Annotated in this window: 12 protein-coding genes; 7 read left to right on the top strand and 5 right to left on the bottom strand. The window is 72.4% G+C overall.

Annotated features, from left to right (window positions below):
* Window positions 1-48: 48 nt before the first annotated feature.
* The gene (gene mltG, locus BSZ37_RS01625) at window positions 49-1,122 is read right to left on the bottom strand and encodes an endolytic transglycosylase MltG (RefSeq protein WP_095508865.1); all 1,074 of its coding nucleotides are present in this window, start codon (window positions 1,120-1,122) and stop codon (window positions 49-51) included.
* A 174-nt stretch (window positions 1,123-1,296) separates the two neighbouring features.
* Window positions 1,297-1,869 carry a preQ(1) synthase gene (gene queF / locus BSZ37_RS01620; protein ID WP_095508864.1) on the bottom strand — a complete coding sequence of 191 codons (573 nt, stop codon included), beginning with the start codon at window positions 1,867-1,869 and terminating at the stop codon, window positions 1,297-1,299.
* A 224-nt stretch (window positions 1,870-2,093) separates the two neighbouring features.
* Here queF and queC point away from each other — a divergent pair, with 224 nt between their 5' ends.
* Window positions 2,094-2,804, top strand: coding sequence for a 7-cyano-7-deazaguanine synthase QueC (gene queC, locus BSZ37_RS01615; RefSeq protein WP_095508863.1), 711 nt, complete (start codon window positions 2,094-2,096; stop codon window positions 2,802-2,804).
* Here the strand turns inward: queC and BSZ37_RS01610 are convergent.
* The 3 genes from BSZ37_RS01610 to BSZ37_RS01600 are packed head-to-tail and all read right to left on the bottom strand — an operon-like array spanning window position 2,801 to window position 5,002.
* Window positions 2,801-4,369, bottom strand: coding sequence for an NAD-dependent epimerase/dehydratase family protein (locus BSZ37_RS01610; protein WP_218830362.1), 1,569 nt, complete (start codon window positions 4,367-4,369; stop codon window positions 2,801-2,803). The two genes, queC and BSZ37_RS01610, sit on opposite strands and share 4 nt — an antisense overlap.
* Window position 4,370: 1 nt before the next feature.
* Window positions 4,371-4,769 (bottom strand): hypothetical protein, encoded by a 399-nt coding sequence (locus BSZ37_RS01605; RefSeq protein WP_095508862.1) that lies wholly within the window; start codon window positions 4,767-4,769, stop codon window positions 4,371-4,373.
* On the bottom strand, window positions 4,769-5,002 hold the full coding sequence (locus tag BSZ37_RS01600) for a hypothetical protein (protein ID WP_095508861.1): 234 nt from the start codon (window positions 5,000-5,002) through the stop codon (window positions 4,769-4,771). Before BSZ37_RS01600 ends, BSZ37_RS01605 begins: the two co-directional genes overlap by 1 nt.
* Before the next feature lie 137 nt (window positions 5,003-5,139).
* On the opposite strand from BSZ37_RS01600, the gene BSZ37_RS01595 reads away from it, so the two are divergent.
* From BSZ37_RS01595 to BSZ37_RS01570, 6 genes are all read left to right on the top strand, one after another.
* On the top strand, window positions 5,140-5,892 hold the full coding sequence (locus BSZ37_RS01595; protein ID WP_218830361.1) for a 7-carboxy-7-deazaguanine synthase QueE: 753 nt from the start codon (window positions 5,140-5,142) through the stop codon (window positions 5,890-5,892).
* 69 nt (window positions 5,893-5,961) lie between these two features.
* Window positions 5,962-8,436, top strand: a complete 2,475-nt coding sequence (locus tag BSZ37_RS01590; protein WP_095508860.1) for a S9 family peptidase — start codon at window positions 5,962-5,964, stop codon at window positions 8,434-8,436.
* Window positions 8,437-8,616: 180 nt separating this feature from the next.
* Window positions 8,617-10,254, top strand: a complete 1,638-nt coding sequence (locus BSZ37_RS01585) for an alpha-amylase family protein (protein ID WP_095508859.1) — start codon at window positions 8,617-8,619, stop codon at window positions 10,252-10,254.
* A gap of 112 nt (window positions 10,255-10,366) precedes the next feature.
* Window positions 10,367-11,356 carry a TIGR03885 family FMN-dependent LLM class oxidoreductase gene (locus BSZ37_RS01580; RefSeq protein WP_095508858.1) on the top strand — a complete coding sequence of 330 codons (990 nt, stop codon included), beginning with the start codon at window positions 10,367-10,369 and terminating at the stop codon, window positions 11,354-11,356.
* 69 nt (window positions 11,357-11,425) lie between these two features.
* Window positions 11,426-12,286, top strand: coding sequence for an HAD family hydrolase (locus tag BSZ37_RS01575; RefSeq protein WP_095508857.1), 861 nt, complete (start codon window positions 11,426-11,428; stop codon window positions 12,284-12,286).
* Window positions 12,287-12,460: 174 nt separating this feature from the next.
* The gene (locus BSZ37_RS01570; protein WP_095508856.1) at window positions 12,461-13,180 is read left to right on the top strand and encodes a queuosine precursor transporter; all 720 of its coding nucleotides are present in this window, start codon (window positions 12,461-12,463) and stop codon (window positions 13,178-13,180) included.
* Window positions 13,181-13,379: the final 199 nt, after the last annotated feature.

The raw sequence follows: 13,379 nt of genomic DNA, 5'->3' as shown, positions 1-13,379 counted from the left end.
CTCAGGAGTTAGCTCAATCTCAGGGCCCGCCTCGGCGCCGAGGCGGGCCTACTCGGCCGAGTCGCTCGTGGCCCCGGCCGCCTCGCGCGCGCGCCGCTGGCGGACCTGCTCGCTCAGCCACTGGCTCCACCGCCGGGCCTTCGCGTTGTGCTCGGAGACCGTCCGCGAGAAGTCGTGGCCGCCCGAGCCGTCGGCGACGAAGAAGAGGAACTCGTGCTCCTCGTTGTCGAGGACGGCCTCGACGCTCGCGTCCGACGGGTTCGTGATCGGGCCGGGCGGGAGGCCGTCGATGAGGTACGTGTTGTACTCGCTCGGGAAGCGGTAGTCGCTAAAGAGGAGCCGCCGCATCCGGGGCTCGCCGCCCTCCTCCATGAGCGCGAACTGGACCGTCGGGTCGGCCTGGAGCCGCATCGTGCCCGAGGACGTCCGCCCGAGGAGGCGGTTGACGTAGACGCCCGCGATCCGGCGCCGCTCCTCCGGCTTCCGCGCCTCCCACTCGACGATGGACGCCAGCGTGACGACCTCGTCGGGCGTCAGCCCGAGCGCCTCGGCCTGCGCCTCGCGCTCGTCGGTCCAGAACCGCTCGTACCGGTCGTGGATGCGGCGGATCGCCGTCTCGGGGTCGTCGGTCCAGTACATGTCGAACGTCTCGGCGAGCATCCGGCCGTGGAGGTGGGCCACGTCGGTCCCGAGCGAGTCGGCGAAGGCGGGGTCGCGGAGGAGCCGGGCGACCTCCGTGGAGTCGGTCCCGAGCTGGTTGTCGAGGATCCGCCCGAGCCGCTCGGGGCGCGTGCCCGGCGGGATCGTGATGCGGATCGGGTCGCGGAGGCCCTTCCGAATCTTGTCGAGCACGGCCCAGTTGCTCATCCCCGGCTCGATGTAGTAGTGGCCCTCCTTGACCTGGTCGGCCCAGCCGGTAAGCTGGCCGAACGTCTCCATCGACGTCCGCGACTCGATCGCGCCGGCCGCCTCGAGCGAGTCAAGCATGACGGAGAAGTCGCCCTCGGGGAGCTTCACGCTGTGCCGCTCGTCGCCGCCGACGTTGGGGAGGAACGCCAGCCACGCCCCGACGGCACCGCCGACGAGGCCGAGGATGACCAGGAGGAGGAGGATCTTTTTCATCGGGGGGACAAGTCGAGGGCGATCACCGCATGGCATCCTGGGCGCAGCGAAGGGTCTCGTGTCTGGCCGCGTCGCGCTCGTTGTGCGCGGAGCGGTCGAGTCTGGCGAGATCCCTCGTCGCTCCGCTCCTCAGGATGACAAGGGGAAGAGGATGGCAGCGGGGCGGGGGAGGCGCTATGACGTGGCGCCGTCGCCGGCCGGGCCCGCCTCGGCGCCGAGGCCGACGGAGCCGACCGCGGCCGAGTTGCGCTCCGGTTGGTCGCGGCTGTCGACGGAGCACACGGTGTGGATCCCGCCGCGGACCGTGTAGTCGGTGGTCACGACGAGCCGGTGCGGGTCGTCGAGGTGGCGCATGAGGTCCTCGAAGACGAGCGCCGTGATGTCCTCCTGCGCCGCGCCGACGTGGCGCCAGCTCATGAGGTAGTACTTCAGGCTCTTGAGCTCGAGGAGCCACGACCCCGGGACGTACTCGATGCGGACGGTCCCGGAGTCGGGCAGCCCGGAGAACGGGCAGAGCGCGGTGAACTCGCCGGGCTCGGTCGTGTAGGTCACGACCTGGCGGGCGGCGTGCTCGTACGGCATCCGGTGGATCTCCTGCTGGCGCGCGTCGGGCGGGAGGAACAGGGCGACGCGGCCCTCGGGCTCGATCCCGTAGCGGGCCATGTGCGCCAGCGACGCCCTCGTGTGGTCGAGCGCGCGCTGGTGGAAGTCGTCGAGGCGGTCGGCCGCGGTCGGCGTGTCGGCCATGCGGAGGGCAGTGGGGTAGGGGAGGATAGCAACGGCCCGAATCGGCCCGTTTTGCGCGGCGGCGCGTTCTTCGCGAAAGGCTCAGGCTCGTTCCGCGAGCGGGAATCGGGGACGGGGGGAGAGGCAACGGCAGAACGTGAGCTCGGGGGGGGGCTGCGCGGCCCTCCGCCGAACCTTTCGGGTACGTCTGCCATTTCCCACTCTCCCACTTCCAGTTCCCACCCGTGCCCGCCCTCGTCCTCTTCTCCGGCGGTCAGGACTCGACGACGTCGCTGTTCTGGGCCCTCTCCTCTAGCCACGGCGCGTTCGACCGGGTCGAGGCCCTCGCCTTCCGGTACGGCCAGCGCCACGCCGTCGAACTCGAGCAGGCCCACGCGATCGCCGAGGCGGCCGGCGTCCCGTTCACCGTCCTCGACCTGGGCGGTTTGCTGTCGGGCTCCGCGCTCCTCGCGGACGAGGCGGCCGACACGAACGCCGCCCACGCCCTCGCCCCGGACCTGCCGGCCAGCTTCGTCCCGGGCCGGAACGCCCTCTTCCTGACCGCCGCCGCCAGCCACGCGTTCACGCGCGGCATCCACGACCTCGTCGGGGGGATGTGCCAGACCGACTACTCGGGGTACCCCGACTGCCGCCTCGGCTTCATCGAGTCGCAGGCCGAGACGCTGAGCCTCGCGCTGGACGCACCGGTCCAGATCCACACGCCGCTCATGCACCTGACGAAGGCCGAGACGTGGAAGCTGGCGGCCGACCTGGGGACGGTCCGCGGGCTCGACGTGCTCGAGACGGTCCGCGAGATGAGCCACACGGACTACCACGGCGACCGGAGCGAGCGGCACCCGTGGGGCTACGGCCGGCTCGACAACCCGGCGAGCGTCCTCCGCGCGAAGGGCTACGAAGAGGCCGTCGCGAACGGCTGGATCCCGGACGCGCGCTAGGCCCTGGCTGCCTCGGCCTTGGTGTCGAGGCGGGCGGGCGCGACGTTGGCCAGCTTCGAGAGGTGGCGGCCGAACTGGGCCATTACGAACAGGTGGGCCACAGCCTGCGTGAGCCGGTACAGCGCCCACGGCAGCCGCGGCGCGAAGTCGTGGATCGCCGCGAGCAGGCACGCGCCGCCGAGGACCTCGCGGAACTCCAGCCGCCCGCGGTGGGGGCCGCCGGTCTGGGCCAGCATTCCGCCCGTGACGTAGAAGAGGGCCCGGTCGGTCGTGCTCCGGTCCGGCGCGTGCGTCAGTTCGAGAACGGGGCGTGGGAAGGGCCGGACGGAGAATCGCGCGCGCCACGCGGGGCCGTCGTGCGCGGTGCGGACGCGGAGGAGAGGGCCAGCGAAGCCGTCGAGCCAACGCATGTACTCGCGGCCGGCCCACTCGGCGGTCCGCCCCTCCGGCAGGTCGAAGCGTTGGACGGAGCGGACGAGCCGGGCCTCCCGAACGGACGCGTCGTCCTCTCGACGGTGGCCGTGGCGGGTGTCGGGGACCGCCTGGCCGTCGGGGCGGACGGCCTCGCGCAGGGCGGCCTGGAACGGGAGCGCGTCCGGCCCGATGGCTCGCTGGACGGGGTTGTCGCGGACGACCATGTCGTGCCGCAGGCTCGCCACGAGCGGTCCTACGAGCGCCCGTGGGCTGCCCGTCACGAGGCTGACCCAGAGCGTCGAAAGCTTCGGCGTGAGGATGGGGACGCCCGAGGCCGGCCGCTCGACGCCGAGCACCTCCGCCGTCTGCTCCAGCATCTCGCGGTAGGTCATGACATCGGGCCCCGCGACGTCGAACGCGCCCTCGAACCGGCCCGGCGCGCCGAGCACGAGCCGGACGGCCCGCACGACGTCGCGGAGCGCGACCGGCTGCGTGTCGGACTCGGTCCAACTCGGGAGGACCATCGCGGGGAGCCGACGGACAAGGTTGACGAGGATTCGGAGCGACGAGCCTCCTTTCCCGACCACGAGGCCCGTGCGGAGCGTCGTGACGGGGACGCCGTGCGCGGCGAGCGTCCGTTCGACCTCCCAGCGGCTGCGGAGGTGCTTCGAGAGGTCGGTGGTGTCCTCCGGCAAGAGACCACTGAGATAGACGATCTGCTTGACGCCCTGCTTCTTCGCCGCGCGCGAAAAATTGTCGGCCAGGATGAGGTCGAGGTCCGCGAATGTCCCCTGCGTCAGTCGCGCCGAGGGGAGCATCGAGTGGACGAGGTAGACGGCGAGGTCGGCGCCGTCGAGTCCCTCCTCGATGTCGCGGAGAGAGAACAGGTCGCAGTGGCGCCAGTGCGTGGCGTCGCCTTGGTCCGTCCGCGCCGCCCGCGCCGGCGACCGCGTCAGGCCGACGAGGTCGTACTCGGCGGCGAGCGCGTGCCGCAGGGCGGTCCCGACGAACCCCGACGCGCCCGCGATGGCGACCGTCGGGCGGTCGGCCTCGGCGCGGGTCTCGGGTGGCTCGGCCTCGGGGGCGGGGGAGAGCGCCGCGGCGTCCGCCTCGGGCGCCGGCCGCTCAGTCTGGAGAATGGAGACGGCCACGCTAGCGGCGGAGGCCGAGGGCCAGCCCGCCGAGGAGCGCCAGCCCGACGGCCGCCCATTTGGCCTCGGCCGGCGGCGTGACCTCGACGGCGCCGAGCCCGACGGCCTTCGCGATCCGCCCGGCCTGCGCCGATGGCCCGGCCGCGAGCACGCTCCGCCCGCCAACCGTGACTTCCACGTCGACGCCGAGGACGTCGAGCGTCTCGGTCACGGCGCGGACGAACTGGGCGCCGGGGCGGCTGGCGCGGAACAGGCGTGTCGCCGTCGCCGCCGAGTCGACGGCGATCGTCACGCGCTCCCCATCGCCGCGGATGGCGACGGGGTGGCCGTCGATGGTCAGGTCCAGGTCGGCGTCGACGAGGATCCGGCGGCGGGGGCCCGGAGAAGGGGGGGGCGGCATCAGCCCTTCGCGGCGCCGCCGTGCTCGGGGTCGCGCGTGCGGATCCGGACGGTCCCGCTCATCGCCCACTTGGCGTGGGTCGCCTCGGGGCCGGTCCCGCTCGGGACCTGGACCTCAAAGTCGTCGAACTCGTACTCGATCTCGGCATTGCGGCCGGTCAGCTTGTCGTAGAGCCCGATGGCGAGCTCGGGCCAGGTCTGGGTCTGCTGGTTGGCGGTGGGGGTGTCGGCCATGGGAGAGGGGGGAGGGAGTGGGGACCCGCATAGGTCGCCCGGGCCTCAGTGGTTTCCGTGTCCGCCGCGCGCTCGAAGAATCGGGCCGTTCCCGACGGCCCGGTGCGGACCCTCCCACGCCTCCGTTTCTTCGCCCCATGAGCGTGTCCCTCCCCACTCCCGAGCGCGAGGCCGGCCTCGCTGGCCGGCTGGCAGCGTCGCCCGCCGGTGGGAAGCGGTACGCCGTCAAGGCGCTGTGGCGGACGGTCCAGGGCGAGGGCACGCAGGCCGGGCGGGCCGCCGTCTTCGTCCGCCTCGCCGGGTGCAACCTGTGGAGCGGCCTCGAGCGCGACCGCCAGCGCGACGCCGCGCGCTCCGGGGCCGACTGCCCGCTGTGGTGCGACACCGAGTTCGCGCCGCCGGGTGCCGTCAAGCTGAGCGCGGCCGACCTCGCCCGGGCCGCCGCCGAGGCGGGCGGGGCCGTCCGGTTCTGCGTCCTCACCGGCGGCGAGCCGCTCCTCCAGGCGGACGCCGCACTCGTCCGCGCCCTCCGTGCCGAGGGCTTCACCGTCGCCGTCGAGACGAACGGGACGCAGCGCCTCGCGGACGCCTTCGGCGGCGACCCGGCCAATCGCCCCGACTGGGTCGTGTGCAGCCCGAAGCTCCCCGAGGCCGAGCTCGCGCTGGAGGCGTGCGACGAGCTCAAGCTGGTCGTGCCGGACTACCGGCCGGACGCCTACGGCGCGTTCGCCGAGCGGGTCAGGGCGCACGGCGGGCGGCGGGCGCTGTGGCTCCAGCCCGAAGACGGGCCGCGCCTCGCGGAGGCCACGCGGCTCGCGCTCGACCTCGTGTTCGAGGACCCGCGCTGGCGCGTCTCGGTCCAGACCCACAAGGCGCTCGGCGTGGACTGACCCGGCCCGCCTCGGCGCCGAGGTCGGGGGAGGCGGGGCCTATACTGGCGGAGCACTCGCCGTCCCGCCATGCTCCGCCGCCCTCTCGCCCTCGCCCTCCTGCTGACGGCCGTCGCCGTCCACGCGCAAGACGACGCGCTGACGTACCAGACGCCGGCGCCCGAGCTCGCTGCCCTCGTGGACGCGCCGCGCACGCCGGCCGTCTGGCTCAGCCCCGATCGTGCCACGATGGCCCTCTTCGCCCGCGACGGCGTCCCGCCCGTGGCCGAGCTGGCGGAGCCCGAGCTCGGCCTCGCCGGCGTCCGCATCAACCCGCGGACGACGGGGCCGAGCCGCGCGATCGGCTACACCGGCGTCACGCTGAAGGCCGTGACGGGCGAGGACGAGCGGACCGTGGCCGGCTTCCCCGACGGCGCCCGCCTGCGCAGCCCGCAGTGGAGCCCCGACGGGGCCCACCTCGCCGTCCTCGCCGACCGGGAGGACCGCGTCGAGCTGTGGGTCATGGACGCCGCCGCGGCGCAGGCCCGGCTCGCGTTCTCGGACGCCGTCAACGACGCCGCGCCGGGCGCTTCGTTCGAGTGGTTCCCGTCGAGCGACGGCCTCATCGTCCGCGCCGTCCCGGCCGACCGGGGCGAGGCGCCGGTCGAGTCGACGGTGCCGACGGGGCCGGTCGTCCAGGAGTCGACGGGCGAGGCGGCGCCGGCGCGGACGTACCAGGACCTCTTGGAGAGCCCGTTCGACGAGCGGCTCTTCGACCACTACTTCACGAGCGCGCTCGTCGCGGTCCCGCTCGACGGCGCCGGGCCGCGCGCCGTGGCGCCGGAGGGCGTCTACACGTCGCTCGAGGTGTCGCCGGACGGGCGGTATCTCCTCACGGAGGCCCGTCAGCGGCCGTACTCCTACCTCGTCCCGTGGTCCCGCTTCGCCAACAACGTTGAGGTCCGCGATCTCCAGTCGGGCGCGGTCGTCCACACGGTCGCCGAGCTGCCGGTGGCCGAGCAGGTCCCGATCGCGTTCGGCTCGGTCCCGACGGGCCCGCGGTCGGTCGGCTGGCGGGCCGACGCGCCGGCCACGCTCGTGTGGACCGAGGCGCAGGACGGCGGCGACGCGAGCGCCGAGGCCGAGGTTCGGGACCAGCTCTACCTGCTGGAGGCTCCGTTCGAGGGCGCGCCCGTCGCGTGGGCCGCGCTCCCGCTCCGCTACAGCGGCCTCGTCTGGGGCGACGACGACACGGCCCTCGCCATCGACTATTACTGGCAGACGCGCCAGGTGAACTGGTACCGGCTCGACCCGAGCGATCTGGACGCCGAGCCGGAGACCGTCTTCTCGTACTCGTTCGAGGACCGCTACAACGACCCCGGACAGCCGATGACCGCCCTCAACGACGCCGGCCACCGCGTCCTGCTGATGGACGACGGCGACCTCTTCCTGGAGGGCCAGGGCGCCTCGCCCGAGGGCAACCGCCCGTTCGTCCGCCGCTTCGACCTCGACACCGGCGAGACGACCGAGCTCTTCCGCTCCGAGGCCCCGTTCTACGAGCGCCCCGTCGACTTCCTCGACGTGGACGCCGGGCTCCTCCTGACGCAGCGCGAGACGGTCACCGACCCGCCGAACTACCACGTGCGAGACCTCGGCTCTGGCGACGTCCGCGCCGTGACGGCCTTCCCGCACCCGTACCCCGAGCTGGCCGACGTCCAGAAGGAGACCGTCGAGTACACGCGCGCCGACGGCGTGCCGCTCAGCGCGACGCTCTACCTCCCGCCCGGCTACGACGCCGAACGCGACGGTCCGCTCCCGACGCTCGTCTGGGCCTACCCGACGGAGTACAAGTCGGCCGACGCGGCCGGCCAGCGGTCCGACAGTCCCTACCAGTTCACGTACGTGAGCTACTGGGGCGCCGTCCCGTTCGTGACGCAGGGCTACGCCGTGCTCGACGACGCCGCGTTTCCGATCGTCGGGGAGGGCGAGACGGAGCCGAACGACAGCTTCCGAGAGCAGCTCGTGATGAACGCCGAGGCCGCGATTGCTGCGGGTGTCGAGCGGGGCGTCGTGGACCCCGACCGCGTGGCCATCGGCGGCCACAGCTACGGGGCGTTCATGGTGGGCAACCTCCTCGCTCACTCGGACCTGTTCCGCGCCGGCATCGCGCGCTCGGGCGCCTACAACCGGACGCTCACGCCGTTCGGCTTCCAACGCGAGGAGCGGACGTTCTGGGACGACCCGATGCTCTATTTCGGCATGAGCCCGTTCATGCACGCCGAGAAGATCGACGAGCCAATTCTTTTGGTTCACGGCGACGCCGACAACAACCCCGGCACGTTCACGCTCCAGAGCGAGCGGCTCTACGGCGCGCTCAAGGGGCTCGGCGGGACGGCCCGGCTCGTGCTCCTCCCGGCCGAGAGCCACGGCTACCGCGGGCGCGAGTCGCTCCTCCACATGCTGTGGGAGGAGGACCGGTGGCTCGACCGCTACGTCAAGAACGCCGCCCCGCGCGAGGCCGCCTCCGCCGACGCGCCCGAAGCCGACGCCGCCGGCGGTCGCTGATCCCAAGTCCGCCCGCTTCGGTCGCTCCACCGAGGCGGGCGGAGCCGGGCGTGATCAGAGGCCGCGCTCCGCGCGGGCGCGGGCGCCACGGCGAAGGTGGAGCGTTCCCCCACGCCCGCGGCGGACCTCCCCGGAGACGACCTCGTTGGCAGAGGGCCCCTCTTCCCGCTCCCTCTGCCCATGAGCGTCCGCGATCGCTGGTACCAGGACGCCGTCCTCTACTGCCTCGACGTCGAGACGTACCACGACGCGAACGGCGACGGCGTCGGCGACTTCGCCGGACTGACGGCCAAGCTCGACCACATCGCCGGGCTCGGCGCGACGTGCATCTGGCTGCTGCCGTTCTACCCGACGCCCAACCGCGACAACGGGTACGACGTCTGCGACCACTACGCCGTCGACCCCCGCCTCGGCACGCTCGGCGACTTCGTCGAGTTCATCCGCGCCGCCGAGGACAGGGGGCTCCGCGTGATCGTCGACCTCGTGGTGAACCACACCTCGGACCAGCACCCGTGGTTTCAGGAGGCCCGCGACCCCGACTCCGACCGCCACGACTGGTACGTCTGGAGTGACGAGAAGCCCGAGGACGCCGACGAGGGCATGATCTTCCCCGGTGAGCAGGAGACCGTCTGGACCTACGACCGGAAGGCCAAGCGGTACTACCTCCACCGGTTCTACGAGCACCAGCCGGACCTCAACATCGCCAACCCGCACGTTCGCGCCGAGATCGAGCGGGTCATGGGGTTCTGGCTGCGGCTCGGCGTGAGCGGCTTCCGCATCGACGCGGCCCCGTTCCTCATCGAGCACAAGGGGATCGACGAGGTCTCGGGCAAGGCCGACCCGTACGAGTACCTCCGCGACTTCCGGACCTTCCTCTCGTGGCGCCGCGGCGACGCCGTGCTGCTGGCCGAGGCCAACGTCGCGCCCGGCGAGGTGCCGCACTACTTCGGCGACGGGGAGAAGCTGCACATGCTGTTCAACTTCGTCCTCAACCAGCACCTGTTTCTGGCGCTCGCGCGCCAACGGAAGGCGCCGCTCGAGCGCGGCCTCCTCCTTCCGCCGAAGCCGCCCGACGAAGGGCAGTGGGCCACGTTCCTCCGCAACCACGACGAGCTGGCCCTCGGCCGGCTCACGGAGGCCCAGCGCGACGAGATCGCCGAGGCGTTCGCGCCGGACCGGGAGAGCATGTGGGTCTACGACCGAGGTCCCCGCCGCCGCGTCCCGCCCATGCTCGACGGCGACGCCGCGCGCGTCCGGATGGCCTACAGCCTGATGCTCTCCCTCCCCGGGAGCCCGGTGATCCGCTACGGCGAGGAGATCGGGATGGGCGACGACCTGAGCCTCCCCGAGCGGACGGCCGTCCGCACGCCGATGCAGTGGTCCGACAAACCGAACGCTGGCTTCACGTCGTCCGACGAGCCCGTCCGGCCCGTCATCGACAGCGGCCCGTTCCGCTACCAGGCCGTCAACGTGGACCGCCAGCGGCGCGAGCCGGACTCGCTCCTGATGTGGATGGAACGGGCCATCCGCGCCCGCAAGGAGGCCGACGTGTTCGGGCGCGGCGACTGGCACGTCGTCGACACGGACCACGCGGCCGTCTTCGCCCACGTCTGCAAACGGGGCGGGCGGGCGGCCGCCGCGGTCCACAACCTGTCCGACGCCGAGGCCGAGGCCGCGCTCGACCTCAGCGCCTACGCCGACCGGACCCCGCTCGACCTCCTCGACCCCGGCGACGGGCTCCCGGGGATCACCGGGGGCACGCTCTCCCTCTCGCTCCCGCCCTACGGGTTCCGCTGGTTCCGCCTCGACCGGGCCTGACCCCGCCCGCCTCGGCCCCGAGGCGGCGGGGGCCGCCGCCGCTCGAGAGGATGCCGCACGCGTCTGAAGTCGTCCCAATCGTCAACCGCTCGATCGCACTCCACCCGACCCCATGTCCTACGTCATCGGCTATCACGCCTCCCACGAGCAGTTCCCGCCCAGCCAGCTTCTCCGCCTCGTCCAGCAGGCCGAGGACGCCGGGTTCAACGCGGCCATGTGCTCGGACCACATCCACACGTGGAGCAGCGCGCAGGGCGAGAGTGGGTTCGCCTGGAGCTGGCTCGGCGCGGCCATGCACGCCACGAATCTGACCTACGGGATCGTCAACGCACCGGGGCAGCGGTACCACCCGGCCATCATCGCGCAGGCCGTGGCGACGCTGAACGAGATGTTCGACGGCCGCTTTTGGATTGCGACGGGGTCCGGCCAGGCCTTGAACGAGCACATCACGGGCGGGCCGTGGCCGGCGAAGGATCTCCGCAACGAGCGGCTCAAGGAATCGGTCGAGGTGATGCGCGCGCTATGGCGCGGCGAGACCGTCACGCACCGCGGCCTCGTGACCGTCGAGGACTGCCGGCTGTTCTCGTTGCCCGAGGTCGAGCCGACCGTCATCGGTGCGGCCGTGACGGCGCCGACGGCGCGGTGGCTCGCGCCGTGGGTTGACGGCCTGATCACCGTCAGCCACCCGCCGAAGGTGCTCGAGGGCGTAATCCGGGCGTTCCGCGACAACGGCGGCGGGGGCAAGCCGGTCTACGTCCAGGCCAAGCACCAGTGGGCCGAGACGGACGACGCGGCGCTCGAGATGGCCTTCGGCCAGTGGAAGACGAACGTCTTCGCCTCGAAGGTCACGACCGAGTTCAACATGCCGGACCAGTTCGAGAAGGCGGCCCGCTACGTCCGGCCGGAGGACGTGAAGGAGAAGGTGTGCGTGTCGTCCGACCCCGGCGTCCACGTCGAGCGGATCCGGGGGGTGTTCGAGGCCGGCGCCGACGCGGTCTACGTCCACCAGGTCGGGAAGAACCAGGAGGCGTTCGTCGAGACGTTCGGCGAGCACGTGCTCCCGGAGTTCGACCTCGCGCCGCTCGCCGAGGCGACGGCGTGACGCGCCCGCCTGGCGCGTCGTTCACCCCCTCTCCGCCGTCCGGCGGCGGACTCCCATCCCCCCAGACTCATGCCCGAGGCCACGACCGCCTTCCACAACCGGATCGCCCTGGTCTTCGACTTCGACGACACGCTCGCGCCGGACACCTACGAGGCCCTCCTTGCCAAGCTCGGCGTCGACCCCGAGGCGTTCGACCGCGAGAAGGTGGGCCCGCTGGCGGAGGACGGGTGGGACAAGACGCTGGCCCGGTTCTACCGGATCGTAGAGGAGGCCCAGGGACGCGACGACCTCACGCTCGACCGCGCCTTCTGCCAGGAGCTCGGCGAGTCGATCGACCTGTTCCCCGGCGTTCCGGAGATGTTCGACCACGTGACGGATTGGGCCCACGCCATCGCCGACGACGTCGACGTCGAGTTCTACCTCCTCTCGGGCGGGTTCGTCGACGCCCAGCGGCACGCGCCCATCGCCGAGCGGTTCGAGGCGATGTACGGGGCCGAGTTCCACTTCGCCGACGACGGCGCGGCCGCGTGCTGCCGCCAGATGATCACGCACTCGGAGAAGACCCGCTACCTCCTCGCGATCGCGAAGGGCGTGGGCGTCGGGGGGAGCAACGAGCCGGCCGAGGTCTACCGCGACATCCCCGAGGCGGAGTGGCACGTCCCGCTCGACCAGGTCATCTACGTCGGCGACGGGGCCAGCGACATGCCGGTCTTCGAGCTCATGGGCGAGCACGGCGGGATAGCCCTCGGCGTCGTCGAGGACTCGGACGGCGACTGGAAGGAGGCCGAGAAGGTGAACCCCGACCGTCGCGTCCAGAACCTCGCCCCGGCCGACTACTCCGAGGGTTCGGAACTGATGACGTCGCTCCGTCTGGCGGTCGAGAGCATGGCGAAGCTCGTCGCGCTCCGACGGCGGAGCCAGGGCGAGTAGCGGCCGGTGGCCGCGTTCCGCCGCGCTGGGGGGCTGGTCCTCCTCCTGGGGCTCGTCTCGAGGCGGCTGGCCCGCTCGTCGTTCCCGCCGACGCTGCTCGCGGCGGCGGCGTAGACTGGCCCCGCCCGCCTCGGTCCGCCCGCCGATCGGCCGAGGCGGACCGACCCGCGTCCCATGACCGTCCTCACCCGCGCCCAGAAGGTCTACGTCGTTTGCGCCGCCGTCTTCCTGACGGCGCTCGTCATCGCCGAGGCCACGGCCGGCAAGTTCTTCACGGCCTTCGACCTGCCGTTCGCGCTGACCATCCTCGGCGTCGAGTTCGACAGCGTCGTGATGACGGCCGGCGTGCTCGCGTTCCCGGTCACGTTCATCGTGACCGACGTGATGAACGAGTACTTCGGCAAGGCCGGCATCCGGTTCGTGACGTACGTCGGGCTGGCGATGGTCGTGTTCGCGTTCGGGCTCCTGCAACTCGCGCTCGCCACGCCGACCGCGCCCAACTCGCCGGTCCCCGACGCCGCCTTCGCCGCCGTCTTCGGGACCACGACGCGGGTCATCATCGCGAGCCTCATCGCCTACCTCATCGGCCAGCTCGTCGACATCGCCCTGGTCCACCGGCTCCGGCGGTGGACCGAAGGCCGCCACCTCTGGCTCCGGGCCACGGGCTCGACGCTCGGCTCGCAGTTTATCGACACGTTCGTGGTGCTCGCGGTCGCGTTCGCCGGGCAGCTCGCCCTCGGTGAGATCGTCGCGATCACGCTGTTCAACTACGGCTACAAGGTGCTCATCGCGGTCGCCATCACGCCTCTGGTCTATCTCGGGCACGCGCTGATCGACCGGTACCTCGGGCACGAGCGGGCCCAGGCCCTCGAGGCGCAGGCCGAGGCGGCCTGACCCGGCCCGCCTCGGCGCCGAGGCGGCCCCGGCCGGCCGGGTGTTCCGTCCGATCGGGAGGGCGGTCGGACCCGGCCACGGCGAAGGGCCGACGAAGGCGCCGGAGACGGAAGGGCTTCCGCCGCAGAGGGACGAAGAAGACGGGCCTCGGACCGTCAGGAACAGGGCTGAGGCCGTAATTTTCGCGCATCCGGCACGG

The organism is Rubrivirga marina, assembly GCF_002283365.1.
Lineage (GTDB): Bacteria > Bacteroidota > Rhodothermia > Rhodothermales > Rubricoccaceae > Rubrivirga > Rubrivirga marina.
The sequence above is the reverse complement of the archived record's forward strand: the minus strand, read 5'-3'. Positions and strand labels throughout refer to the sequence as shown.